Origin of the sequence: Streptomyces sp. NPDC048172 (genome assembly GCF_043202595.1) — a bacterium.
Classification (GTDB): domain Bacteria; phylum Actinomycetota; class Actinomycetes; order Streptomycetales; family Streptomycetaceae; genus Streptomyces.
In genome coordinates this window covers 634,716-657,927 of sequence record NZ_JBIDAT010000002.1, presented here as the reverse complement: position 1 = coordinate 657,927, position 23,212 = coordinate 634,716, and the positions used below count along the sequence as shown (strand labels likewise).

General features: G+C 73.0%; 24 protein-coding genes. 7 read left to right on the top strand and 17 right to left on the bottom strand.

Annotation, left to right across the window (positions count from 1 at the left end; genetic code table 11):
• Positions 1 to 117 precede the first annotated feature (117 nt).
• Both cobM and cbiE read right to left on the bottom strand, forming a co-directional pair.
• Positions 118 to 867 carry a precorrin-4 C(11)-methyltransferase gene (gene cobM / locus ACGF3A_RS11615; RefSeq protein WP_393728340.1) on the bottom strand — a complete coding sequence of 250 codons (750 nt, stop codon included), beginning with the start codon at positions 865 to 867 and terminating at the stop codon, positions 118 to 120.
• Positions 864 to 2,114, bottom strand: coding sequence for a precorrin-6y C5,15-methyltransferase (decarboxylating) subunit CbiE (gene cbiE / locus ACGF3A_RS11610; RefSeq protein ID WP_393728338.1), 1,251 nt, complete (start codon positions 2,112 to 2,114; stop codon positions 864 to 866). Before cbiE ends, cobM begins: the two co-directional genes overlap by 4 nt.
• Before the next feature lie 97 nt (positions 2,115 to 2,211).
• Between cbiE and tsaD the strand changes: the two genes are divergently transcribed.
• The 5 genes from tsaD (at position 2,212) to ACGF3A_RS11585 (ending at position 8,332) form a co-directional block, all read left to right on the top strand.
• On the top strand, positions 2,212 to 3,303 hold the full coding sequence (gene tsaD / locus ACGF3A_RS11605; RefSeq protein ID WP_393728336.1) for a tRNA (adenosine(37)-N6)-threonylcarbamoyltransferase complex transferase subunit TsaD: 1,092 nt from the start codon (positions 2,212 to 2,214) through the stop codon (positions 3,301 to 3,303).
• Between the two features lie 53 nt (positions 3,304 to 3,356).
• Complete coding sequence (alaS, locus tag ACGF3A_RS11600; RefSeq protein ID WP_393728335.1) at positions 3,357 to 6,020, top strand: alanine--tRNA ligase; 2,664 nt, start codon at positions 3,357 to 3,359, stop codon at positions 6,018 to 6,020.
• A 101-nt stretch (positions 6,021 to 6,121) separates the two neighbouring features.
• Complete coding sequence (locus tag ACGF3A_RS11595) at positions 6,122 to 7,012, top strand: alpha/beta hydrolase (protein WP_393728333.1); 891 nt, start codon at positions 6,122 to 6,124, stop codon at positions 7,010 to 7,012.
• Positions 7,009 to 7,836, top strand: coding sequence for an alpha/beta fold hydrolase (locus tag ACGF3A_RS11590; protein WP_393728331.1), 828 nt, complete (start codon positions 7,009 to 7,011; stop codon positions 7,834 to 7,836). The genes ACGF3A_RS11595 and ACGF3A_RS11590 overlap by 4 nt, the downstream gene beginning before the upstream one ends.
• 79 nt (positions 7,837 to 7,915) lie before the next feature.
• Complete coding sequence (locus ACGF3A_RS11585) at positions 7,916 to 8,332, top strand: hypothetical protein (RefSeq protein ID WP_393728329.1); 417 nt, start codon at positions 7,916 to 7,918, stop codon at positions 8,330 to 8,332.
• Positions 8,333 to 8,427: 95 nt separating this feature from the next.
• Here the strand turns inward: ACGF3A_RS11585 and ACGF3A_RS11580 are convergent, their stop codons facing one another.
• The 6 genes from ACGF3A_RS11580 to ACGF3A_RS11555 all read right to left on the bottom strand — a co-directional run bounded on the left by ACGF3A_RS11580 (position 8,428) and on the right by ACGF3A_RS11555 (position 13,576).
• The gene (locus ACGF3A_RS11580) at positions 8,428 to 8,583 is read right to left on the bottom strand and encodes a hypothetical protein (protein WP_393728327.1); all 156 of its coding nucleotides are present in this window, start codon (positions 8,581 to 8,583) and stop codon (positions 8,428 to 8,430) included.
• Positions 8,580 to 10,334 (bottom strand): SulP family inorganic anion transporter, encoded by a 1,755-nt coding sequence (locus tag ACGF3A_RS11575; RefSeq protein ID WP_393728325.1) that lies wholly within the window; start codon positions 10,332 to 10,334, stop codon positions 8,580 to 8,582. Before ACGF3A_RS11575 ends, ACGF3A_RS11580 begins: the two co-directional genes overlap by 4 nt.
• Positions 10,335 to 10,377: 43 nt before the next feature.
• Positions 10,378 to 11,013 carry a carbonic anhydrase gene (locus ACGF3A_RS11570; RefSeq protein ID WP_393728323.1) on the bottom strand — a complete coding sequence of 212 codons (636 nt, stop codon included), beginning with the start codon at positions 11,011 to 11,013 and terminating at the stop codon, positions 10,378 to 10,380.
• 114 nt (positions 11,014 to 11,127) lie between these two features.
• Positions 11,128 to 11,790 carry a response regulator transcription factor gene (locus ACGF3A_RS11565; RefSeq protein WP_393728321.1) on the bottom strand — a complete coding sequence of 221 codons (663 nt, stop codon included), beginning with the start codon at positions 11,788 to 11,790 and terminating at the stop codon, positions 11,128 to 11,130.
• Positions 11,693 to 13,186, bottom strand: a complete 1,494-nt coding sequence (locus ACGF3A_RS11560) for a sensor histidine kinase (protein WP_393729100.1) — start codon at positions 13,184 to 13,186, stop codon at positions 11,693 to 11,695. Before ACGF3A_RS11560 ends, ACGF3A_RS11565 begins: the two co-directional genes overlap by 98 nt.
• A 57-nt stretch (positions 13,187 to 13,243) precedes the next feature.
• On the bottom strand, positions 13,244 to 13,576 hold the full coding sequence (locus ACGF3A_RS11555; protein ID WP_393728319.1) for a hypothetical protein: 333 nt from the start codon (positions 13,574 to 13,576) through the stop codon (positions 13,244 to 13,246).
• A 91-nt stretch (positions 13,577 to 13,667) separates the two neighbouring features.
• On the opposite strand from ACGF3A_RS11555, the gene ACGF3A_RS11550 reads away from it, so the two are divergent.
• On the top strand, positions 13,668 to 15,488 hold the full coding sequence (locus ACGF3A_RS11550; RefSeq protein ID WP_393728317.1) for a prolyl oligopeptidase family serine peptidase: 1,821 nt from the start codon (positions 13,668 to 13,670) through the stop codon (positions 15,486 to 15,488).
• Here ACGF3A_RS11550 and ACGF3A_RS11545 read toward each other — a convergent pair.
• The 9 genes from ACGF3A_RS11545 to rpmG form a co-directional block, all read right to left on the bottom strand.
• Positions 15,415 to 16,248, bottom strand: a complete 834-nt coding sequence (locus ACGF3A_RS11545; protein WP_393728315.1) for an SURF1 family protein — start codon at positions 16,246 to 16,248, stop codon at positions 15,415 to 15,417. The two genes, ACGF3A_RS11550 and ACGF3A_RS11545, sit on opposite strands and share 74 nt — an antisense overlap.
• 353 nt (positions 16,249 to 16,601) lie before the next feature.
• Entirely contained in the window at positions 16,602 to 17,765 is a 1,164-nt protein-coding gene (locus ACGF3A_RS11540; RefSeq protein ID WP_393728313.1) for a DUF4232 domain-containing protein, read from the bottom strand.
• Positions 17,762 to 18,337, bottom strand: a complete 576-nt coding sequence (locus ACGF3A_RS11535; protein ID WP_393729098.1) for a SigE family RNA polymerase sigma factor — start codon at positions 18,335 to 18,337, stop codon at positions 17,762 to 17,764. The genes ACGF3A_RS11540 and ACGF3A_RS11535 overlap by 4 nt, the downstream gene beginning before the upstream one ends.
• 422 nt (positions 18,338 to 18,759) lie before the next feature.
• Complete coding sequence (locus ACGF3A_RS11530) at positions 18,760 to 20,040, bottom strand: aspartate kinase (protein WP_393728311.1); 1,281 nt, start codon at positions 20,038 to 20,040, stop codon at positions 18,760 to 18,762.
• Between the two features lie 217 nt (positions 20,041 to 20,257).
• Positions 20,258 to 20,827 (bottom strand): Uma2 family endonuclease, encoded by a 570-nt coding sequence (locus ACGF3A_RS11525; RefSeq protein WP_393728309.1) that lies wholly within the window; start codon positions 20,825 to 20,827, stop codon positions 20,258 to 20,260.
• Between the two features lie 107 nt (positions 20,828 to 20,934).
• On the bottom strand, positions 20,935 to 21,177 hold the full coding sequence (rpsR, locus tag ACGF3A_RS11520) for a 30S ribosomal protein S18 (protein WP_393728307.1): 243 nt from the start codon (positions 21,175 to 21,177) through the stop codon (positions 20,935 to 20,937).
• Positions 21,178 to 21,197: 20 nt separating this feature from the next.
• Complete coding sequence (locus tag ACGF3A_RS11515; protein ID WP_393728305.1) at positions 21,198 to 22,391, bottom strand: CobW family GTP-binding protein; 1,194 nt, start codon at positions 22,389 to 22,391, stop codon at positions 21,198 to 21,200.
• A complete protein-coding gene (locus tag ACGF3A_RS11510; protein WP_393728303.1) occupies positions 22,388 to 22,654 on the bottom strand; it encodes a type B 50S ribosomal protein L31 in 267 nt (88 codons plus the stop codon). The genes ACGF3A_RS11515 and ACGF3A_RS11510 overlap by 4 nt, the downstream gene beginning before the upstream one ends.
• A gap of 31 nt (positions 22,655 to 22,685) precedes the next feature.
• Entirely contained in the window at positions 22,686 to 22,850 is a 165-nt protein-coding gene (gene rpmG, locus ACGF3A_RS11505; protein WP_393728301.1) for a 50S ribosomal protein L33, read from the bottom strand.
• Positions 22,851 to 22,905: 55 nt separating this feature from the next.
• Between rpmG and rpsN the strand changes: the two genes are divergently transcribed.
• The gene (gene rpsN, locus ACGF3A_RS11500; protein WP_393728299.1) at positions 22,906 to 23,211 is read left to right on the top strand and encodes a 30S ribosomal protein S14; all 306 of its coding nucleotides are present in this window, start codon (positions 22,906 to 22,908) and stop codon (positions 23,209 to 23,211) included.
• The last annotated feature ends 1 nt before the right edge of the window (position 23,212 follow it).

Genomic DNA, 23,212 nt, shown 5'->3' with positions numbered 1-23,212 from the left:
TCCGCGGACTGCGGGCGCGAACGTGCGCAGCACGAGGTGCCCCGTAAGGGGCGCGGGGAACTGCGCGAGCGGCCACGGCGCGCCCGCGCCCGGCATCGCAGCGCCAGGGGCAGCCTCTTAGCCCTCGGTACGGTCACGCCCCGCGGAGTAGAGGTAGCTGTCGGAGAACTCGCTCGCGGTCAAGGTGCGGCCGACCAGGATGACCGCCGTGCGCAGCACACCGGAGTCGGCCACCTGCGCGGCGATGTCACCGAGGGTGCCGCGGAGGACGAGCTCGTTCTCGCGGCTCGCGTAGGCGACGACCGCCGCCGGGCAGTCCGCACCGTAGTGGGGCGTCAGCTCCTCCACCACACGGTCCACGTGGCGCGCAGCCAGGTGCAGGACCAGCAGCGCACCGCTCCGCCCCAGTGTGGCGAGGTCCTCGCCCTCCGGCATGGCCGTGGCCTGGTGCGCGACGCGCGTGAGGATGACGGTCTGGCCGACCGTCGGCACGGTCAGCTCCCGCTTCAGCGAGGCCGCCGCCGCGGCGAACGCGGGGACGCCCGGCACGATCTCGTACGGCACGCCCGCCGCGTCGAGCCGCCGCATCTGCTCGGCGACCGCGCTGTAGACGGACGGGTCGCCCGAGTGGAGGCGGGCCACGTCATGGCCCGCCTCGTGCGCGGTGACCAGTTCGGCGGTGATCTCGTCAAGGGTGAGCCGCGCGGTGTCCACCAGCCGGGCCCCGTCCGGGCACTCGGCGAGCATCTCCTCGGGGACGAGGCTGCCCGCGTACAGGCAGACCTGGCAGGCGGCGAGCGTACGGGCGCCGCGCAGCGTGATCAGGTCGGCGGCGCCAGGTCCCGCGCCGATGAAGTACACGGTCATCTGGCATCTCCCAGCTTGGTGACGGACCACTGCGTGACCGGCATCGCCTGGCGCCAGCCGGTGAAGCCTCCCACGGGGACGGCGTGCGCGACGGCGAGCCGCACCAGTTCGCCGCCGTGGCGCAGGCGGCGCTCGGCGAGGAGGGCCTCGGACTCCAGGGTCACGGTGTTGGCGACGAGACGGCCGCCCGGCGGCAGCGCGTCCCAGCAGGCGTCGAGCAGCCCGGGCGCGGTGAGGCCCCCGCCGATGAAGACCGCGTGGGGCGCGGGGAGCCCGGCGAGGGCGCGCGGGGCCTCGCCCGCGACGATCCTGAGCCCCGGTACGCCGAGGCGCTCCGCGTTGGCGTCGATGCGCGCGGCCCGCTCGGGGTCGCGCTCCACGCTCACGGCGCGGCAGGAGGGGTGCGTGCGCATCCACTCGACGGCGATGGAGCCGGAGCCGCCGCCGATGTCCCAGAGGAGTTCGCCGGGCGCGGGCGCGAGCGCGGCGAGGGTGGCGGCCCGTACGTGGCGCTTGGTGAGCTGTCCGTCGTGCGCGTACGCCTCGTCGGGCAGGCCCGGCACGGCGCCGAGGCGGAGCGATCCGGGGGCGCGGCGGCACTCGACGGCGACGACGTTGAGGGGATCGGGATCGCCGGGCGGCGCCGTCCAGTCGTCCGCCGCGCCCCCCTCGTACGTCCGCTCGCGCGGGCCGCCGAGCTGTTCGAGGACCCGGACGCGGCTCGGTCCGAAGCCCCGGTCGCGCAGCAGCTCCGCGACCTCGGCGGGCGTCCCGGCGCCCGCGCTGAGCACGAGCAGCCGCCGCCCGTCGTGCAGCGCGGCGGCGAGCCGGGCCACGGGGCGGCCGACGAGCGTGACGACCTCGGTGTCCTCCAGCGGCCAGCCGAGCCGGGCGCAGGCGTACGAGACGGAGGACGGGTGCGGCAGTACGCGCAGCGCGCCGGGCCCGCACTCCTCGGCGAGGGCGCGGCCGATCCCGTAGAAGAGGGGGTCGCCGCTGGCCAGTACGGCGATACGGCGCCCGGCGTGCGCGGCGAGCAGCCCGGGGACGGCGGGGCGCAACGGCGCGGGCCAGGCGAGGCGCTCGCCCCCGCACTCGTCCTCGGGGAGCAGGTCGAGCTGGCGCGGGCCGCCGATGAGGACCTCGGCGTCGCGGAGCGCCGCGCGCGAGACGTCCGGAACGCCCTCCCACCCGTCGGCGCCGATGCCGACGACGGTCACGCGGAAGGCACGGTTCTCGGAGGTCACAGGGGCGCACTCTACTGGGGGCGGTCCGGGGGCCCGTCGTCGTACCCTTTATTGCACATAGCTTGCAACAGCGAGGCACACGCAGAAAGGGGACACCGTGGGCTCTCCCGTGGTGCTCGGGATCGAGTCGTCCTGCGACGAGACGGGCGCGGGGCTCGTGCGGGACGGGCGGCTGCTCGGGCACGCGGTCGCGTCGAGCATGGACGAGCACGCGCGCTTCGGCGGCGTCGTCCCCGAGATCGCGGCCCGCGCGCATGTGCACGCGCTCCATCCCGTCGTCCGGCGTGCGCTGGACCAGGCGGGGCTGGAGCTCTCCGACATCGGCGCGGTCGCCGTGACGAGCGGGCCCGGGCTCGCGGGCGCGCTGCAGGTGGGGCTCGCGGGCGCGAAGGGGCTGGCGTTCGGGCTGGGCGTGCCGCTGTACGGGGTGCACCATCTCGCCGGGCACGTCGCGGCCGACACCCTCGCGCACGGGCCGCTGCCCGACCCCTGCGTCGTGCTCATCGTCTCGGGCGGCCACACCTCGCTCCTGCTCGTACGGGACCTCGCGCGCGAGCCCGTCGTCCACCTCGGGGACACGCTGGACGACGCGGCGGGCGAGTGCTTCGACAAGGTCGCGCGGGTGTTCGGGCTGCCGTATCCGGGTGGGCCTGCGATCGACCGCGCGGCGCGGGACGGGGATCCGCGTGCCGTCGCCTTCCCGCGTCCCCTCACCGGGCCGCGCGACGATCCGTACGCCTTCTCCTTCTCCGGGCTGAAGACGGCGGCTGCGCGCTGGGCCGAGTCGTACGGGGGCGCGGAGCTCCCCGTCGCGGACGGGGCCGCGTCGCTGCAGGAGGCCGTCGCCGATGTGCTGACCCGCAAGGCCGTCGCCGCCTGCCGGGCCCATGGGGTGGGCACGCTGGTCGTGGTCGGCGGGGTCGCCGCGAACTCGCGGGTGCGGTCCCTCGCCGAGGAGCGGTGCGCGGCCTCGGGGATCGAGCTCCGGGTGCCGCCGCTGCGGCTGTGCACGGACAACGGCGCGATGATCGCCGCCGTCGGCGACCTGCTCGTACGAGCGGGGGCCGAGCCCGCGCCGCTGGACCTCGCCGTGGATCCCTCCGCACCGCTGGAGCGCGCGGCGTTGCAGCCTCGGGGCTGGACAGAGGCTGCCCCTGGCCGTGCGTTCCAGACTGCGAGTGCTTCGTAGTTGCTCGCGCAGTTCCCCGCGCCCCTAGGTTTCAACAATCCGGAGCCTCTCCTATGCGTACCGCCGAAATCCGTCAGCGTTTCCTCGACTTCTTCGCCGCGCGTGGGCACACGGTCGTGCCCAGCGCTCCTCTCCCGACGCCCGATCCGACGTTGCTGTTCGTCAACGCGGGGATGGTGCCGTTCAAGCCGTACCTGACCGGCGAGGCGGCGCCGCCCTGGGCGCGGGCCGCGAGTGTGCAGAAGTGTGTGCGGACCCTCGACATCGAGGAGGTCGGCAGGACGACGCGGCACGGCTCGTTCTTCCAGATGAACGGGAACTTCTCCTTCGGGGACTACTTCAAGGAGGAGGCCGTCAGCTTCGCCTGGGAGCTCTCCACCACGCCCGTCGCCGAGGGCGGGTACGGGCTGGACCCGGCCCGGATCTGGGTCACCGTCCACCACAGCGACGACGAGGCCCGCGCCCTGTGGCGGCGGATCGCCCAGCTGCCGGACGAGCGGATCGTGGCGCGCGGCGACGAGGACAACTTCTGGTCGATGGGCGTTCCGGGCCCGTGCGGGCCGTGCTCCGAGCTGTACTACGACCGGGGCCCGGCGTACGGCCGCGCGGGCGGCCCGGCCGTGGACGAGGAGCGGTACATGGAGTTCTGGAACCTCGTCTTCATGCAGTACGAGCGCGGCGAGGGCACCGGCAAGTCCGGCTATCCGATCCTCGGCGACCTGCCGCGCCGCAACATCGACACCGGCATGGGTCTGGAGCGGATGGCGACCCTGCTGCAGGGCGTCGACAACCTGTACGAGATCGACGAGACCCGCCCGGTCCTGGACCGCGCCGCCGCGCTCGCCGGGGTGCGGTACGGGGACGAGGAGCAGGCGGACGTCCGCCTGCGGGTCGTCGCCGACCACGTCCGTACGGCCCTGATGCTGCTCGCCGACGGCACCGCGCCCGGCAACGAGGGCCGGGGCTATGTGCTGCGCCGCATCCTGCGCCGCGCGGTCCGTTCGATGCGCCAGCTCGGCCACGAGGAACCCGCGCTCGTCGAACTGCTGGCCGTCGCGCGGGACTGCATGGCGCCCAGCTACCCGGAGGTCGCCGAGGCGTACGAGCGGATCGCGGCGCGGGCCGGGGCGGAGGAGGACGCGTTCCGGGCGACGCTGCGGCAGGGCACGACCGTGCTGGACACGGCCGTCGCGCGCGTCAGGGAGGAGGGCGCGCGCCAACTGCCGGGCGCCCAGGCGTTCCTGCTGCACGACACCTACGGCTTCCCGCTCGACCTCACCCTGGAGATGGCCGCCGAGCAGGGCGTCGAGGTCGACCGCGAGGGCTTCGCCGCGCTGATGCGGGAGCAGCGGGAACGGGCACGGGCCGACGCGCGGGCCCGTAAGTCGGGCGGTACGGGCGACACTTCGGCCCTCCGCGCGGTGCTGGACGCGAACGGGCCGACGGACTGGCGGGCCTGGGAGGCGCTGACGACCGAGTCCCGGGTGCTGGCGCTGCTGGGCGCCGAGGGGCCCGTACCGGCGGCGCGGGAGGGCGAGATCGTGACGGCGGTGCTGGACCGTACGCCCTTCTACGCCGAGTCCGGCGGGCAGGAGAGCGACACGGGCACGCTCTCGGGCGCCTCCGTGGAGGCCGAGGTCCTGGACGTGCAGCGGCCGTTGCCGGGGCTGGTGGCGCACCGGATCCGGATCACGGCGGGCTCCCTCGCCCCCGGCGAGACGCTGCACGCCGCCGTCGACCCCGAGTGGCGGCTCGGCGCGCGCCAGGCGCACTCCGGCACGCACGTGCTGCACGCCGCGCTGCGCGAGGTCCTGGGCCCGACGGCGCTGCAGTCCGGCTCGTACAACCGGCCCGGGTATCTCCGCCTGGACTTCCCCTGGCGCGGCGCGCTCTCCGCGACGGTGCGCTCCGAGGTCGAGGAGGCCGCGAACCGCGCGCTGCGCCGCGATCTGCCGGTCGGCGTGCGGTGGATGACGCTGCCGGAGGCGAAGGAGCTGGGCGCGCTGGCGCTGTTCGACGAGACGTACGGCGAGCAGGTGCGGGTCGTGGAGATCGGCGGCGCCTGGTCGCGCGAACTGTGCGGCGGCACGCACGTCGGACACGCCTCCCAGATCGGCACCGTGGCGCTCACCTCCGAGTCCTCGGTCGGCGCGGGCATGCGCCGCCTGGAGGCGGCCGTCGGCGTCGAGGGCTTCGGCTACCTGGCGCGCGAACGCGACCTGGTGACCCGGATCGCCGAGCAGCTCCAGGCGCCGCGCGCCGAACTCCCGGACCGGATCGCGGGGCTGCTCGACCGCCTCAGGACCGCCGACCGCGAGAACCAGCGGCTGCGGCAGCGGGCCACCGAGGAGCGCGCCGCCGCGCTCGCCCGCGCGGCCGAACCGGTGGACGGCGTCGTCACGGTGACCGCGACCGCCGAGGAGGGCGGCGGCACGGACGAGGCCCGCGCGCTCGCGACGGCCGTACGCGACCGGCTGCCCGCGCGCGCCCCGGGCGTGGCCGCGGTCGGGGTGCCCACCGGGGAGCGCGCTGTCGTGGTGATCGCCGTCAACCGGGCCGCCCGCGAGGCCGGACTCGCGGCGGACGCCCTGGTCAAACGACTGCTCGACGGCCGCGGCGGCGGCTCCCCCGACCTGGCCCAGGGCGGCGGCACCCCGGCGGCGCGGCTCGCGGAGCTGCTGACCCGGGTGCCCCGGCTGACCACGCCGTCCCGCTGAGCGCGGAGACGGCGCGCGTGACTCCCGTACGCCGCGCGCAGCGCACAACGCGCCGCAACTGACCGATTACGGGCCGGGCTTGACCGTCCTAGCGTCGTGACATGTCCTCCAAAGACGTACAGGCGATCGAGCAAGCCAACGAGTCGGGCCGCACCCCGATCGTGTTCGTGCACGGGCTCTGGCTGCTCACGGGGAGCTGGGCGCCCTGGGCCGCGCACGTCGAGGCGGCGGGGTACGCGCCCGTCCCGCTGACGTGGCCGGACGAGCCGGAGACCGTACGGGAGGCGCGGGCGAAGCCGGAGGTGTTCGCGCGCAAGAGCGTGGGCCAGGCCACGGAGCATCTGGCGGGGATGGTCGGGCGGCTGGAGCGGAAGCCCGCGCTCGTGGGGCACAACTTCGGCGGGCTGCTCGTCCAGATCCTCGCCGGGCGCGGGCTGTCGGCGGCCACGGTCGCGATCGGCCCGGAGCCGTTCCGCGGGGTGCTGACGGTGCCGCTCTCCTCACTGCGCGCGTCCATGCCGGTGCTGGGCAGCCCGTTCAACAGGCGGCGGGCCGTGCCGCTGACGTTCCCGCAGTTCCGCTACGCCTTCGCGAACGCGGTGAGCGACGACGAGGCCCGCGCCCTGTACGACACCTTCGCCGTGCCCGCCTCCGGCGTCCCGCTCTTCCAGCAGGCGGGGGCGAACCTCAACCCCCGGACCGAGCTGCGGGTCGACACCCGCAACCCCGACCGGGGACCGCTGCTGATCCTCGCCGGCGAGAAGGACACCTCCATCCCCTGGGCGCTCGCCCACGCCGCCCACCGGCGGCAGCGGCGGAACGCGGGCGTCACCGAGATCACCGAGATGCCGGGGCGCGGCCACTCCCTCGTCGTCGACAGCGGCTGGAAGGACGTCGCCGACGCCACGCTCGCGTTCGTACGCCGTCACGTACCCCCCGACCCGGCCGGACCGGCGGAGACCGGACCGGCAGAAGGGAACACGACACCGTGAACCACTTCACGACCTCCGACGGGACCGAGATCTTCTTCAAGGACTGGGGCGAGCGCGACGCGCGCCCCGTCGTCCTCAGCCACGGCTGGCCGCTCAACGCCGACGCGTGGGACCGGCAGGCCCGGCTCGTCGCCGAGCACGGCTACCGCGCCGTCGTCCACGACCGGCGCGGCCACGGCCGCTCCGGGCAGCCCTGGCACGGCAACGACATGAACACCTACGCCGACGACCTCGCCGAGCTGATCGACACCCTCGGCCTGCGGAACGCCGTCCTCGTCGGCCACTCCACGGGCGGCGGCGAGATCACCCGTTACATGGGCAGGCACGGCACGGACCGGGTCTCCAAGGCCGTACTGCTGGGCGCCGTACCGCCGCTGATGCTGCGCACGGAGATCAACCAGGAGGGCACCCCGGTCGAGATCTTCGACGGGCTGCGGGAAGGGCTGCTGCGCGACCGTTCGCAGTTCTACCTCGACCTCTCCGAGAGCTTCTTCGGCGCCAACCGGCCGGGCTCCACCGTCTCGCAGGGCCTCCGCCACGCGTTCTGGCAGCAGAGCATGGCGTGCGGGCTGAAGGCGGCGTACGACTGCGTACGGCAGTTCTCCGAGACCGACTTCACCGAGGACCTGCGCCGGATCGACGTCCCCCTCTTCGTCGCGCACGGCGACGACGACCAGATCGTGCCCGTCGCCGCCTCGGCCCGGAAGACCGCGGTCCTGGTCAAGGACGCCGACCTGAAGATCTACCCCGGGGCGCCGCACGGGCTGAGCGGGGCCTTCGAGGAGGAGTTCGAAGCGGACCTGCTCCGCTTCCTCGCGGGCTGAGTTGCCATGCGCCCGGTACGGAGGTGCACTGGGAGGAGAGCCTGAGGGGGGCGAGGGGCGGGGATCGCGAGGCAGCCCCATGGCACACGCACACGTACACGCACCCGCACACTCCTCCGCGCACGCCTCCGCGCACGCGCGTCGCCCGCGGACCGGGATGCCCGCGCTCATGGGCCCGGTCCTGGTCGGCCTCGTCTACGGCCTGTGGGCGCTGGCCATCCAGCGCAAGGGCGAACCGGCCACCGGCGGCGAGATCCTCCTCGCCGTCGTGGCCGGTGCGGTCGTCGCCGTGCTCTTCCACGTCCTGCGCCACCAGGCACGGCGGCTCCCCGACGAGACACGCGCCGCGGCCTGGGGCGTCTCGGCCGGGGTCGCGGTGGGATTCCTCCACAGCCTGGTGAACACCAGCGTGCTGTGGTCGAGCACGCTCGGCTTCTTCGTCGCACTCGGAGTGATCCCGCTCGCCTACTACCGCTTCGCCGAAGTGGAGAAGTGACGGACCGGAGTGACGGACCGGGGTGACGGACCCGGAGCGACAGGCCCCTCCCCCGGCGGAAGGGGAGGGGCCCGCGCACGGGCGGCGGTCGGGGGTCAGTCCTCCGCCCGTGTCCTCGGCTCCTCCGGCTGCGGCGCCGTGAGGAACCGGTGCATGGACCGCAGCAGGAGGAAGAGCGCGTCGTCGGGAGGGCGCCCCGCGCGCGCCCGGTGCCGGAGCGCCGGTACGTGCCGGGGGCGGGTCCACCTCATCGGTACGTCCCCTCCCCGTACGCGTACGCCGCCCGCTCGTCCTCCGGGGTCCAGTGCGCGGCGGCACCGGCCACCGGTGGCGGCGGCGTGTACGGGGGCGAGCCGTGGTACGCGGGGGCGTACGCGTTCGCGTACTGCGGCACGGCCTCGAACTCCGCCGTGTCCCGCACCGGATCGAACTCCGGATCCGGACCGCGCTCCGGCACCGGATCCGTCTCCTCGCCGGGCAGCAGCACCCGCGTCTCCTCCGCGCCCGCCTTCCTCCGCTGCTCCGCCCACTCCTCGACCCGGCTGCGGCAGGCGAGGTCGAGATGGTGGACGCCGGTGAGGTCCACGCACACTCGCGCATGGTCCGCGACCGACTCCAGCGCCTCGCTCAGCCGGGGCAGCCGCAGGAACGTCATGTTGCCGCCGAGGACCAACCGCGTGGCGGCACCGTCGCCCGTCTCCGTCTCCGTCTCCGTCTCCGTCTCCGTACGGACCGTGACGCGCGACATGCGCAGCGCGGAGAGGACGATCGCGACGGCGAGGCCCGCGAGCACGCCCTCCAGCAGGTTCGCCACGATGATGGCGAGCGTCGTGACGATCATGACGACGCCCTCGCCGCGGTCGGTGCGCCACATCTTCGGGAACGCGGCGGGGTCGAAGAGCTTCCACCCCGCATGGACCAGGATCCCGGCGAGCACTGTGACGGGGATGAGCCCGAGGAGCCCGGGCAGCAGGAGCCCGAAGCCGAGCAGCCAGCCGCCGTGCAGCACCCGGGAGATCTTCGTCTTCGCGCCCGCCTGGACGTTGGCGGAGCTGCGGGCGATGACCGCCGTCATCGGCAGCGCGCCCGCCAGGCCGCACAGGGAGTTGCCGACGCCCTGCGCGAACAGCTCCTTGTTGTACTCGGTCCGCGGGCCGGTGTGCATACGGTCCACGGCCGCGGCGCTGAACAGGCTCTCCGCCGACGCGATCACGGCGAAGGTGACGACCATGCCCAGCACCGCGGGGTCGGCGAGCCCGGAGAACTCGGACGGGCCCGGCATGTCCACGGCCCCCAGCAGATCGCCGACGACCACGCGCCGGACGTCGAAGCCGGGCAGGGCCGCGACGGCGGCGCCGAGCACGACGGCGACCAGCGGCGCCGGTACCTTCCCCGGCGGTCCGGGGACCTTCTTCCACAGGAAGCAGACCGCCAGGCTCAGCACACCGAGCGCCAGGGCGCGGGCCATGCCGGGATCGGCGAAGGTGTCGCCCAGCAGCGCGGGCAGGCCGGAGAGGTTCTCCAGGGCCGAACCGTGCTGCTCGGCGTCCATCAGCGCGTAGCTCTGGCTGAGGATCAGCGGCAGTCCGATGCCCGCGAGCATCCCCTGGACGACCGAGACGGAGATGGACTGGAAGACGCGGCCCATCCGCAGCAGCCCGAGGGCGATCTGGACGAGCCCCGCCGCGAGCACGACGGGACCGAGCATGCCCACGCCGTGGGTGGTCACGAACTCCAGGACCAGCGCGGCGAGTCCGGCCGCGGGGCCGCTGACCTGGAGGCTGCTGCCGGGCAGCAGCCCGACGACCAGGCCGCCGATGATCCCGGAGATGATGCCGAGGGAGACCGGCACTCCGGACGCCGCGGCGACCCCGATGCACAGCGGGAGCGCGACGAGGAAGACGACGAGGGACGCGACGGAGTCGTTGACGACGACACCGCCGCCAGGCGCCACGGGCGCTCTGCGGGCATGACGTGCGGTGGTCTTTCCCCTGGTCGGCATGGTCGGCATGGTCGGCACAGTGATCCTCTCGTTCGCCCGCGGTTCACCGGTCGCCAGGTGCGAGCTCCCGCACCTCACCGGTGTCCACCCGGTAGAACCAGCCGTGCAGCCGCAGCCGGCCCGCCGCGAGCCGGTGCGCGATCGACGGATAGCCGCGCAGCGTCTCCAGCTGGGCCGCCACATGACGCCGTACGAACGCGGAGAGCGCGGGGTCCTCGGGCGGCGCCCCCGCCGGAGCTCCCGACCCCGGCGAGGTGCCCGCGGCCGTGGCGTCGGCGAGCAGCGGGCCGAGCGAGGGCTGCGCGAGCGCCACCCAGTTCGCCACGCAGGGCAGCGCGGTCAGGTCCTCGGCCCTGACCAGCGCGCCCACGGCGCCGCAGTGCGAGTGCCCGCAGACGACGATGTCGCCGACGCCGAGCACCTCCACCGCGTACTCGACGGTCGCGGCCTCGCCCGAGCCCGTCTCCGTCTGGTATGGCGGCACGATGTTGCCCGCGTTCCGCAGTTCGAACAGCTCGCCCGGCTCCGCCGCGGTGATCAGCGTGGGGACGACGCGTGAGTCCGAGCACGTGACGAAGAGGGTCGAGGGCCGCTGGCCGGCGGCGAACCGGCTGAAGCGCTCCCGGTGGGGGACGATCCGGTCCCTGAAGGTCTGTGCCCGTTCGAGCAATGCGTGCATGCTGCTTCTCCCGGTCTCTGGGACTCCGGCACCGGGGGGATGCCGGTCCCGGAAGCATGTGGGAGGAGCGTGAGTTGCCCGTGAGACGGCAGTGAGACCGTGCTCACGAGTCCTTCACATTGCCTTAAGGCGGTAGCCGACCCCCCGCACCGTCTCGACCCGCTCGGTGCCGACCTTGCGGCGCAGATAACGCACGTACACGTCCACGATGTTGGACCCCGGGTCGTAGTCGAAGCCCCACACCCGGCTCAGCAACTGCTCGCGGGTCAGCACCTGGTCGGGGTTGCGCAGGAACGCCTCGGCCAGCGCGAACTCCCGCGAGGACAGCTCGGCCACCCGCCCGTCCACATGCGCCCGGCGCGTCCGCAGGTCGAGGGCGAGGTCCCCGACGCGTAACACGGTGGCCTCCGGGGCGACTTCGCGCCGCAGCCGGAGCCGCACCCGGGCGAGCAACTCCTCGAACGCGAAGGGCTTGGAGACGTAGTCGTCGGCGCCGCCCTCCAGCCCCGCGACGATGTCCGGCACCGTGTCGCGGGCCGTCAGGATGATCACCGGAAGGGTGATCCGCCCCTCCCGCAGCTTGCGCAGCACCGTGAACCCGTCACTGACCGGCAGCCCCAGGTCCAGGATCAGCAGATCGCAGTCGCCGCCCCGCGCCCGCTCGTAGGCGGTGAGCCCGTCACCGACGACGGCGGTGGCGAAGCCATGGCTTTGCAGCCCTCTCTCGACGAAGGCCGCGATCCTTGGCTCGTCCTCCGCTATGAGTATGCGATTCATGGTGTCCTCTCTGCCAAGACCCCGTATGCCAGGGGAAATGAGCGGGCAGCTCGATGACGAAGCACGCGCCGCCGCTCTCCGGTTCCACCACCGAGGCCGCTCCGCCGTGCGCCTGGGCGATCTCCATGACGATCGCGAGACCGAGCCCGATGCCGGTGCGCGCCGGATCGGCCGGCACCGCGCCGCCCAGCTGCGCGAAGCGGCCGAAGACCCGCTCCCGTTCCGCGGTCGGGACGCCGGGCCCGGTGTCCCGCACCCACAGCCGCACCCGCCCGTCGCGCACCAGCGAGCCCGTCTCGATCAGATCGCCGTCCCGCGTGTGGCGCACGGCGTTGGCGGCGAGCTGCATCAGCGCCTGCGTCAGCCGCTGCCCGTCGACCAGCACCGTCTCCTCCGCGACATGGGCGACCCGCCAGTCACGGTCGCCCAGCGCCCGCGACTTGGCGACCACGTCGACGACCAGGTCGGTGAGGCTGACCGGGCCGGGCGTGAGGAAGTCGGGGCGCTCGGCCTTGGCGAGCAGCAGCAGGTCGTCCACGATGCGGCTCATGCGGTCCAGCTCGTCCACGACGAGGGCCCGCGTCGCGGCCCGTTCCTCCGGCCGCTCGTCCATCAGCTCCAGATGCCCCCGGACCACGGTGATCGGCGTGCGCAGCTCGTGCGCCACCTCGTCGAGGAACCGCCGCTGCGCCGTGAACCCCCGCTCCAGCCGGTCCAGCATGTGGTTGAACGTACGCGCCAGCGCGGCCACGTCGTCGGCTCCGGTGACCTCCAGGCGCCGCGTCAGGTCGCTCTCCCCGATCTGCGCGGCCGCCTGCCGCACCAGCCGGATCGGCGCGAGGACCCGCCCGGCCACCACCCAGCTCGCGAGCCCGGCGAGGACGAGCCCGCCGCTGCCCGCGTACAGGAACAGGTCGGCGACCCGGCGCTGCGCCCGTATCTGCCGGTCGCGGAACTCCAGGATCACCAGCCGGACGCGGTGCGGGTCGCCCTCGACCCGGACGGGCACGACCCCGTACCGCACCTTTCCCGCCGGGGAGTCGAGCCAGCCCGTCCTGGTGCGCGTGCCCTCGGACAGCCGCGCCACCACCGCCGGGTCGCGGTCGAGGCGGGCGGGTGCCCGGTGCGGGCTGCGCCGGTCGGCACGGCCGTCGACGATGCTGAAGAAGGTCTGCTCACGGCTCGGCAGATGGACGGTCATGAACGCGGTCAGCAGCGCCGCCCCCTCCGTGAACTGCTTCCCGGTGTCCGGCTCACGCGCCGTGCGCGCGAACCGGCGCAGCTTGTCGGCCTCGCCGCACAGCCGCGCGTCCAGCTCGTCGTCGACCGACTCCTGCCACACCACCGTGATGCCGACGGAGGGCACGGCGAGGGCCGCGGTGACGAGCAGCAGCATCCACCCGACGATCCGGGTGCGCGCGCTCGGCATCCGCCCGATCTGCCCGCGCACCGCTCAGCCCTCGCCGTCGCTGCCGTCGCCCTCGCCGTCGTCGCTCTCGTCCCCGTCGTCCTCGTCGCCCGTGTCGTCGTCACCACCCCGGGGCGGTGGGGGCGTCGTGACAGGGCTGCCGCCGGGCGACCGGTCGGCCGAGGAGAACGGGGAGGGGGACGGGGAGGGGGACGGGGACGAGGAGGCGGGAGCGCTGCTGTCCGTGACCCGTACGACGACGGCGGGGCCCAGACTCGGTGGCTCGCCGTCGCCGATCCAGAACCTCCCCACGAGGAGCCCCCCGACCACGGGGGCGCTCAACGCGAGAGCGATCAGGCCTGCCTTCCGCAAGGTCATCCGGCCAGTCTGCTGCCGCCGCCACGCGCGGGAACGGGAGAGGAGAAGATTCTCACCTCCGCTTCATCCGCCGTGGAGACACAATGGGCGCATGAGTGAGAGCTTGGGTCAGAGCCAGGGGATGCCCGACTGGGAGAAGAGGTTCCGGGCGGCGCGCGTATCGCTGCCCTCGTGGGCCGAGGACGCGCCGGAACGGTCGCTGTTCATCTCGAACGCCACGGGGACGTTCGAGCTGTACGCGTGGGACCGGACGGACGGCGAGCAGCGACAGGTCACCGACCGGCCGAACGGGACGACCGACGGCACGCTGACCCCGGACGGGAAGTGGATCTGGTGGTTCTCCGACACCGACGGGGACGAGTTCGGCGTCTGGCTGCGGCAGCCGTTCGGCGGCGGTGAGGACGAGGCCGTGGCGGAGCTGCCCGCCTCGTACCCGGCCGGGCTCGCGCTGGGCAGGGACGGCACGGCGGTCATCGGCCGCTCCACCGACGAGGACGGCTCGACCCTCCACGTCGTACGGCCCGGCGAGCCCGGCTCCCGCGAGATCTACCGGCACCGCGAGTCGGCCGGCGTCGGCGACCTTTCGCACGACGGGACGCTGCTCGTCATCGAGCACACCGAGCACGGCGACGCGATGCACTCCGCGCTGCGCGTCGTACGGGCCGGGGACGGCACGGCGGTCGCCGAGCTGGACGACAGCGAGGGCGGCACCAAGGAGCTGGGGCTGTCGGTGCTGGGCTTCGCGCCCGTCTCCGGCGACCAGCGGCTGCTCGTCGGCCACCAGCGCAACGGCCGCTGGGAGCCGATGATCTGGGACCCGGTGGCGGGCACCACGACCGAGCTGACGTTCGACCTCCCGGGCGACGTCGAGGCCGAGTGGTACCCGGACGCCAGCGCCCTGCTCGTCTCGCACAGCCACCAGGCCCGCGACGAGCTGTGGCGGTACGAGATCGCCACGGGCACCCTCTCCCGCATCGAGACGCCCGCGGGCTCCGTCCTCTCGGCGACGGCCCGCCCGGACGGCACGGTCGAGTTCCTGTGGTCCTCCGCCGAGCGCCCGCCGCGCGTGCTCTCGACGACGGGCGAGGTCGTCATGGACCCGCCCGGCATGAAGGCGCCCGCCTCCGTCGCCGTCGAGGACGCGTGGGTGGAGGGGCCGGGCGGCACGATCCACGCCCTGGTCCAGAAGCCGGAGGGCCCGGGTCCGTTCCCGACCGTATTCGAGGTGCACGGCGGCCCGACCCACCACGACACCGACTCCTTCGCGGCCCAGCCCGCCGCCTGGGTCGACCACGGCTTCGCGGTCGTCCGCGTCAACTACCGCGGCTCGACCGGGTACGGCCGCGAGTGGACCGACGCGCTCAAGCACCGCGTGGGCCTGATCGAGCTGGAGGACGTCGAGGCCGTACGGGAATGGGCCGTCGGCTCCGGCCTCGCCGACCCGGAGAAGCTCGTCCTGGCGGGCGGCTCCTGGGGCGGCTACCTCACCCTCCTCGGCCTCGGCACCCAGCCGGAGGCGTGGGCACTCGGCCTCGCGGCCGTGCCCGTCGCGGACTACGTCACGGCGTACCACGACGAGATGGAGGCCCTGAAGTCCATGGACAGGACCCTCCTCGGCGGCACCCCCGAGGAGGTCCCGGAGCGCTTCGAGGCGTCCTCACCGCTGACGTACGTCGACAAGGTCCGCGCGCCCGTCTACATCTCGGCCGGGGTGAACGACCCCCGCTGCCCCATCCGGCAGGTCGAGAACTACGTCGAGCGGCTGAAGGAACGTGGCCACCCCCACGAGGTCTACCGCTACGACGCCGGGCACGGCTCCCTCGTCGTGGAGGAGCGGGTCAAACAGGTGCGGCTGGAGATCGACTTCGCCCTTCGTCACCTTCCGGGGACGACTCAGGGGACTCCGGAATGAGCCCGAGGGCGGCGTCCTTGGCGATCTCCCGCTCGCGGCGGAAGAGCCGGAACCACATGAAGATCACGAACCCGGCGAAGACGAACCACTCCGCGGTGTAGCCGAGGTTCTGGAAGGCCTTCATGTCGAGGCCGGTGTTGTCGGGCGCGACCGGCGGCACCGGCCTCAGCGGCTTCTCGGTGTGCTGCACCGTGAGCCAGGCGTCTTCCACGTCGTACGACACCACGTTCACCAGGCCCGCCGCGCTGATGAAGCCGAGCTGCCCCTTGGGCAGCGCCCCCGAGGCCCCGGGCCCCGCGGTCTCCTGCGACTCCGACGCCTGGAGCACGCCCTTCACGGTGACCTCGCCGCGCGGCATGGGCGGCACGTCGGCGGGATCCGGCTTCCCCGGCATCCACCCCCGCACGACGGGAATCGCCTTCCCGTCACTGGTCCGCAGCAACGACAGCACGTAAGAGCCGGATTTCCCGCTCCCGTCCAGCGTCCGCTCCGGGACGAGCAGCGGGCGATCTGTGTCGTACCGCCCCCGCGCCTCCGCGGTGCGCCCCGCCGTCTTCTCCGTGATCGGCAGCAACGAGCCCAACGGCTCGGCCTTCGCGTGCGCGGCGCGCGAGGCGTTGTCCTGCTGCTCCCGGTGATTGTCGACGCGGGCGTCGAACCGCCCGAGCTGCCAGCTTCCCATCAACAGGCAGACCGGGATCGCCAGCACGGCGAAGATGTTGATCCCCCACCAGCGTGGAGTCAGCAGGAACCGGTACACACCCCTACGGTACGACCGCCCCCCTACCCCCCGGCACGGGGGCTCCCCCCACTTCTCCCTCCACCCCACAGCGCTTGGGAAGTCTGCGCAAGGCGCAGGGTTGGCAAGCGCAGCCCCCCACTCCGGGTGCCCCGCGCAACGGGGCCGCGCCCGGGGAGCCCCGGACTGTGCATCGCGGACTGCAAGTGCGTCGTGGCTTGTCGCGCAGTTCCCCGCGCCCCTAGGGAGAAGGGGCAAGCCCCGATGTGTCGTGACCCGTCGCGCCCACGCGGCGGAGCCGCACATCAAACACAGACCCGCGCCCCTGAGGGAACAGGGGCAAGCCCCGATGTGTCGTAGGAGAAGAGGGCAAGCTACTTCGCGGGGAGGACGCCTGTGCGGTAGACCGTGCCGCCGCAGGCGCCGTTGACCACGGCATCCGCCGCCGCAGGATCGCCGACGTCCGGAGTATGGCTGATGACGACCTTGGGCTCCTCGCCCGTACCCCCGCCGGATTCGCCGCCCGTCGCGCCACCGTCGCCGGGCCCCTCGCTGCCGCCGCCGGTGCCCGCGCCGCCCGAGTCCGTACCGCCGCCGCCGGTGGTCTCGCCGCCGCCGCTCGTCTCGGCGCCCGCGGTGGGCTCCGCGTCTGTGCCGGTGCCGGTGTCGGGGCTGGTCTCGGGCGAGGGCGTGGTGCTGGAGCAGCTCCCGCTCTGGGTCGGCACCCAGGCGAAGCGGACGAGATACGACTCACCCGGCTTCAGCACCAGCTCGTCGCTCTCGGCCGCGGGGTCGGGCAGTCCGGTGGCCGGGTCGCCCGCGGTGTGGACGGCGACCTGGACACGGGCGCGCGCGTTCCCCTCCGTGGACGCGCCGACCATGCCCTCGCCGTCGACCGTGCACGCGTCGCCCGAGGTGTTGGTGACGCGGAAGCTGCCGTAGACCTTGCCGGCTCCGTCGGGCGAACCGGCCTGCGCCGAGCCGTTGCCGAGCTGCTCGCGGCCGCAGGTGGGCGCGCTGGCCACGAGGGAGTCGCTGGGGTCGGCCCCGCCGCTCGTCTTGCCGCCGGACGGCTCGGAGGGGTCGGTCTTGTCCTTGCCCTTCTCCTCCTTGTCCTTGCCGCCCTTGTCGCCGTCCTTGCCGCGGTGCTCGCCCTCCTTGCCGCCGCCGGACTCGGAGCCCTCGCCGGGGCCCTGCGTCTGGCCGTGGCTGCTGGAGGCGGTCAGCGGGTGGCGGTCGTCGCCGACGCCGGGGACGACGCCCCCGTAGAGCAGCGCGGGGATGCCGACGACCGCGACGAGCGCGGCGGCGACCGCGCCGACCAGTGCCTGGCGCCGGTGCTGGCGGCGCGCGGGCACGGCGCGCTGGAGCGCTTCGAGGGATTCGGGGGAGGGTTCGATGTCGCGGACGCTGTCCTGGAGGAGACGCCGCAGCGCCTGCTCCTCGGGGTCGACCCCGTCCCCGTTCAATCCGGTCGTGCCGTTCGCGCGGTCGTCACCGCTGCCGCCGCCCGGCCCCCCGTTCAGGCCGTCGCTCATGAGGCTGCCTCCATGGCGGTACGGAGGGCGGCTATGCCGCGCGAGCCGTACGCCTTCACGGAGCCGAGGGAGAGGCCCAGTGTCTCGGCCACCTGGACCTCGGTCATGTCGGCGAAATAGCGCAGCACGAGGACCTCCCGCTGCCGCCGCTGGAGGCCACGCATCGCCTGGATCAACTGGTCCCGTTCGAGCTGTTCGTACGCCCCCTCCTCGGCGCTCGCCATGTCGGGCATCGGCTTGGAGAGGAGCTTCAGTCCGAGTATGCGGCGGCGCAGCGCGGAGCGGGAGAGGTTGACGACGGTCTGGCGGAGGTAGGCGAGGGTCTTCTCGGGGTCGCGGACGCGCTTGCGCGCGGAGTGGACCCGGATGAAGGCCTCCTGCACCACGTCCTCGCAGGAGGCGGTGTCGTCGAGAAGCAGGGCCGCGAGTCCGAGCAGGGACTTGTAGTGAGCGCGGTAGGTCTCGGTGAGGTGGTCGACTGTGGTGCCCGCTGCCATCGCGTCGTCAGTGTCCCCACGCTGTCCGGGCATGGGTGCGGGGCGCGCGGCCGGCCATGGCGCGATCACGGGCATGCCTCCGGCCGTGATGCCGGAGCGCCCAGGGGCCGAGCTGATTCCGAGTACCTCTGCCACGCTTGTTGGACACACTTCCCCCCGTCAGGGTTGTACGCGAAAGGCACTGTGTTAAACCATGCACCAAATGCCTTCATACGTACCAGCTCTTCCTCAATGCCCCAATTTCCACAGCTTCTTACCTCCCCCGAGCTCTTCGAGCAGGGGGTCCCCCAATGCCCCGTGGAAGTCCCTGGCAGCGGGAACGAAGACGCTCCCCGCCTGCCTGCCGGTTGCAGGAAGGCGGGGAGCGAAATTCTCCGTCAGGAGACAGGCGACCCGCCAGTGGCCAGAGGGCCCGTGCGGTCACACATGCTTCACATGCGGAGCGGCGTACCTACGTTGTACGTAGACGGCGTACGTACGCGGGATGCCCGGGGCGTCTAGCGGCCGGTCCCGCCGTAGACGACCGCCTCGTCGCTCTCGCTGTCGAGGCCGAACGCCGTATGCACCGCACGCACCGCGTCGTTCACCGCCTCCTCGCGCGTGACGACCGAGATGCGGATCTCGGAGGTCGAGATCAGCTCGATGTTCACGCCCGCGTTCGACAGCGCCTCGAAGAAGGTCGCGGTCACGCCGGGGTTGGTCTTCATCCCGGCGCCGACGAGCGAGATCTTCGCGATCTGGTCGTCGTAGCGCAGCGAGTCGTAGCCGATCGAGCCCTGGATCTTCTCCAGCGCGGCGATCGCCTTGCGGCCCTCGGACTTCGGCAGCGTGAAGGAGATGTCCGTCAGTCCCGTCGACGCGGCGGAGACGTTCTGCACCACCATGTCGATGTTGACCTCGGAGTCGGCGATCGTACGGAAGATCGCCGCGGCCTCACCCGGCTTGTCGGGCACCCCGACGACCGTGATCTTCGCCTCGGACGTGTCGTGCGCGACACCCGAGATGATCGCCTGCTCCATCGACTCTTCCCCTTGCCCGTCCGGCTGCTCGTTGCTGACCCACGTGCCCTTCAGGCCGGAGAAGGACGACCGCACGTGGATTGGGATGTTGTAGCGGCGCGCGTACTCCACGCACCGGTGCAGCAGCACCTTGGACCCGGAGCTGGCCAGCTCCAGCATGTCCTCGAAAGAGATCCGGTCGATCTTCTTCGCCTTCTTGACGACCCGGGGGTCGGCGGTGAAGACGCCGTCGACGTCGGTGTAGATCTCGCAGACCTCGGCGTTCAGCGCGGCGGCCAGCGCCACGGCGGTCGTGTCCGAGCCGCCCCTGCCGAGGGTGGTGATGTCCTTGCTGTCCTGCGACACGCCCTGGAACCCGGCGACGATGGCGATGTTGCCCTCGTCCACCGAGCTCTGGATCCGGCCCGGCGTCACATCGATGATCCGCGCCTTGTTGTGCGCGGAGTCGGTGATCAGCCCGGCCTGGCTGCCCGTGAAGGACTGCGCCTCGTGTCCGAGGGATTTGATCGCCATCGCCAGCAGGGCCATGGAGATGCGCTCTCCGGCGGTCAGCAGCATGTCGAACTCGCGCCCGGAGGCGACGGGAGAGACCTCTCCCGCGAGGTCGATCAGCTCGTCCGTCGTGTCACCCATCGCCGACACCACGACAACCACCTGGTTGCCATTCTTCTTGGCTTCGACGATTCGCTTGGCAACGCGCTTGATGCCTTCGGCATCGGCAACGGAGGAGCCGCCGTACTTCTGCACGACAAGGCCCACGTGTGCTCGCTCCTCGTAACTCACTCCGGGGCCGTTCCAGCCGGGCCCCGCGTCGGCTCAGTCTAACGAGTGACCGGAATCGTCCCTTCTGGCCTCAGCATGTGAGACGCCAAAGGCACCCAGTGCCACTCATCGTCCGAACCGGCACCTGCCCCCCGTCCCTGGGTGCCACACGGAAACGTGGCGTGACTCACAACCCCGGCCCCCCCCTGGCCCCTCAGAGCCGCGAGGTGTCGAGCTCCAGCTCGAAGGGAGCGGGCAGCAGCACGGGAGCCCCGAAGGGCCGGGGCCCCTCCTTCACCTCGTACCCCATCGGGCCCGGCTTGGAGAACAGGGTGCAGGTCCGCTCCTGGCGGTCGACGAGGAGATAGAGGGGCGCCCCGTACTCGGCGTAGCGGCGCCGCTTCACGACGCGGTCCGTGTCGGCGTTCGACTCCGAGGTGATCTCCACGACGAGCAGGGTCTGATCGGGGAGGAGGGCCCCGGCGCCTTCCAGCAGGTCCTCCGGAACGACCGCGAGGTCGGGGACGAACCAGTTGGCGGATCCGGGGAGGTCGAGGTTCCCGGCCCCGATGACGCACCCGAGGTCCTCGGCCACCGGGTCGATCTGCCTCTGGAGACGTGCCCCGGCCTTCTCATGATCCCAAGTCGGTGACACCTGCTCGATGACTCCCTCGATGATCTGAGAACGACCGTCGCGCTTGATGCGCTGGATCGCGTACTTCAGCGCGGTCTCCGGGTCCTCGGGCACGTAGGAACCCGGCTGCTCATGCGGCTGTGCAGTCATCGAGGGGCCTCACTGCTGGCGAAGGGACCGGCTTGTCGTCGCTCAGGCTAGCCACGGCAGGGCCCACGGGACGGGTTCGGACAGAAGGTCACCCGTTCGAGTATTCGCTAGCGCGAGGCGTACGGGAGAAGGGCCATCTCGCGGGCGTTCTTGATGGCGCGGGCGAGCTGTCGCTGCTGCTGGGACGTGACGTGGGTGACGCGGCGGCTGCGGATCTTGCCGCGGTCGGAGATGAACTTCCGCAGCAGGTCGGTGTCCTTGTAGTCGACGTACGTGATCCCGGCGGCGTCGAGCGGGTTCCGGCGGGGCTTGGCCGGTTTGCGGCCGACGGCGTTACGGCGCGAGGGCATGGCTGGTCTCTCCTTACGGTCTACGAGGGCGTGCTGAGCAGGTCGTCGAAGGCGCCCGCGTAACGGCGCCAGGCGTCGGGGCCGCCCGCGTGCTCCGCGTCCGTCAGCACGCAGGAGTCCAGCAGCGCGCCGAGTCCGTCGGCGTCCAGTCCCGGCGCCGTGAAGACCAGGTGCTGGCCCCGGTCGCCCTGCACCGGGTGCCAGTCGAGCGCGGCGGCGGCACGGCGTACGGCGGGGACCATCTCCCAGGCCGCGTCCGGCAGCGCGGCCAGCCAGGGCCCGCGCTCCTCGACGCAGAGCGCGCCGCCCGCCGCGTCCCACGACAGCAGCGTGTCCGGCCGGTCGGCGAGCCAGAACCGGCCCCGGCTGCGCACCGCCGCACAGGCCAGCTCCTGGAGCGCCGCGTGCAGGCGTGCCGGGTGGAAGGGGCGCCGCGCGCGCCAGACGAGGGTCGTGACGCCCTCGGCGTCGGCCTCCTGCGGCAGCAGCGCGCACGCGGGGTACTGCCGCGCCGCGGCGGCGCCCACGTCGAAGCCCTCCGTGGCCACGCGGGCCAGCCCGGCGCCGTCGTCGGCGCGGACCCGGCGGGCCACCGGGTGGAGCTGGCGCAGCAGCTCCCTGTCGGCCTCGTCGGCCTCCTCCTCGCCGTCGGCGCCCTCGGCGCCCTCGGCGCCCTCGGCCAGCACCAGTACGGGCGCGTATTCGAGCTGCCGCGCGAAGGTGTCGGCGACCGTACGCTCGTCGGTCGGCGCCGCCGCCAGTCCGGCCTCGGCGAGATCTTCGGCGGCGGCCAGGTACGGCAGGACCAGCGCCGGGTCGACGGCCGTCAGCACGCCGGTCACCGCCAGCGCGTCCGCGCTGTGCGCGGCGACGACCTCGGCCATGGCCTGCGGCTCGACCGAGTCCCACAGCTCGACGACGGCCAGCGCGCACGTACGGGACTCCGCGAGCCGCAGCAGCTCCGGTACGAGGTCCTCGCGCAGCGCGCAGCAGGCGCAGCCGTTGACGAGCGGCGCCTTGCCCTCGTCGAGCGCCCCCGCGTGCGACCGTACGGTGCGCCGTACGCTCCCCTCCGACGCGGCGGCCGACAGGTCGTGGTGCAGCGCGACGGCACCGGGCACCGCGCGCAGCAGCCCCTCGACGGCCGCCCGCCGCGCGTCGGCGTGCAGCCCCGCGACGAGCACGACGGGCAGCCGCTCCCCGCCGCCGGTCATCGGGCCGCCTCCCGTTTCCCGCCCCGGCCGTAACGGCGCTCGAAGCGCTCCACGCGCCCCGCGGTGTCGATGACGCGCTGCGCGCCGGTGTAGAAGGGGTGGCTCGCCGAGGAGATCTCGACGTCGATGACGGGGTACGTCGCGCCGTCCTCCCACTCGACCGTCCTGTCGCTGGTCACGGTGGACCGCGTCAGGAACGCGAAGCCGGCAGCCCGGTCGCGGAAGACGACGGGGCGGTAGGGCGGGTGGATTCCGGGTTTCATCGTGCTCGTTCCTCCTTCTCGGCTCGGTTTCTCAGCGCTCTTCGCGGAACGCGACGTGGCGGCGGGCCACGGGGTCGTACTTGCGCAGCTCCAGCCGGTCCGGCTGGTTCCGGCGGTTCTTCCGGGTCACGTACGTGTAGCCGGTGCCCGCCGTGGAGCGGAGCTTGGTCACGGGGCGTAGGTCGTTGCGGGCCATGTCGGCTACCCTACACAAACGACAATCGTTTTCAATAAGAGCAGGGAGCCGTCCCGTGGCGAAGAAGAGCAAGGTCGCGAAGAACGAGCAGCGCCGCGCGGTCGTCGCGCGCTACGCGGAGCGCAGGGCCGAGCTGAAGGAGGTCATCCGCAGTCCGCGCACGCCGGAGGCCGAACGCCTCGCCGCGCAAGCCGAGTTGCGCCGCCAGCCGCGCGACGCGAGCGCCACCCGCGTCCGCAACCGGGACAGCGTGGACGGCCGCCCCCGCGGCCATCTGCGCGCGTTCGGCCTCTCCCGTGTGAACCTGCGCACGATGGCGCACGCCGGGCAGCTGCCCGGCGTGCGCAAGTCGAGCTGGTAGG

Excerpts from the sequence above, each read along its gene's own strand:
- cobM (WP_393728340.1), bottom strand. The coding sequence starts at position 867 with ATGACCGTGTACTTCATCGGCGCGGGACCTGGCGCCGCCGACCTGATC.
- alaS (WP_393728335.1), top strand. The coding sequence starts at position 3,357 with ATGCGTACCGCCGAAATCCGTCAGCGTTTCCTCGACTTCTTCGCCGCG.
- ACGF3A_RS11595 (WP_393728333.1), top strand. The coding sequence starts at position 6,122 with ATGTCCTCCAAAGACGTACAGGCGATCGAGCAAGCCAACGAGTCGGGC.
- ACGF3A_RS11585 (WP_393728329.1), top strand. The coding sequence starts at position 7,916 with ATGGCACACGCACACGTACACGCACCCGCACACTCCTCCGCGCACGCC.
- ACGF3A_RS11580 (WP_393728327.1), bottom strand. The coding sequence starts at position 8,583 with ATGAGGTGGACCCGCCCCCGGCACGTACCGGCGCTCCGGCACCGGGCG.
- ACGF3A_RS11575 (WP_393728325.1), bottom strand. The coding sequence starts at position 10,334 with ATGCCGACCAGGGGAAAGACCACCGCACGTCATGCCCGCAGAGCGCCC.
- ACGF3A_RS11570 (WP_393728323.1), bottom strand. The coding sequence starts at position 11,013 with ATGCACGCATTGCTCGAACGGGCACAGACCTTCAGGGACCGGATCGTC.
- ACGF3A_RS11565 (WP_393728321.1), bottom strand. The coding sequence starts at position 11,790 with ATGAATCGCATACTCATAGCGGAGGACGAGCCAAGGATCGCGGCCTTC.
- ACGF3A_RS11560 (WP_393729100.1), bottom strand. The coding sequence starts at position 13,186 with ATGCTGCTGCTCGTCACCGCGGCCCTCGCCGTGCCCTCCGTCGGCATC.
- ACGF3A_RS11555 (WP_393728319.1), bottom strand. The coding sequence starts at position 13,576 with ATGACCTTGCGGAAGGCAGGCCTGATCGCTCTCGCGTTGAGCGCCCCC.
- ACGF3A_RS11550 (WP_393728317.1), top strand. The coding sequence starts at position 13,668 with ATGAGTGAGAGCTTGGGTCAGAGCCAGGGGATGCCCGACTGGGAGAAG.
- ACGF3A_RS11540 (WP_393728313.1), bottom strand. The coding sequence starts at position 17,765 with ATGAGCGACGGCCTGAACGGGGGGCCGGGCGGCGGCAGCGGTGACGAC.
- ACGF3A_RS11535 (WP_393729098.1), bottom strand. The coding sequence starts at position 18,337 with ATGCCCGTGATCGCGCCATGGCCGGCCGCGCGCCCCGCACCCATGCCC.
- ACGF3A_RS11525 (WP_393728309.1), bottom strand. The coding sequence starts at position 20,827 with ATGACTGCACAGCCGCATGAGCAGCCGGGTTCCTACGTGCCCGAGGAC.
- rpsR (WP_393728307.1), bottom strand. The coding sequence starts at position 21,177 with ATGCCCTCGCGCCGTAACGCCGTCGGCCGCAAACCGGCCAAGCCCCGC.
- ACGF3A_RS11515 (WP_393728305.1), bottom strand. The coding sequence starts at position 22,391 with ATGACCGGCGGCGGGGAGCGGCTGCCCGTCGTGCTCGTCGCGGGGCTG.
- ACGF3A_RS11510 (WP_393728303.1), bottom strand. The coding sequence starts at position 22,654 with ATGAAACCCGGAATCCACCCGCCCTACCGCCCCGTCGTCTTCCGCGAC.
- rpmG (WP_393728301.1), bottom strand. The coding sequence starts at position 22,850 with ATGGCCCGCAACGACCTACGCCCCGTGACCAAGCTCCGCTCCACGGCG.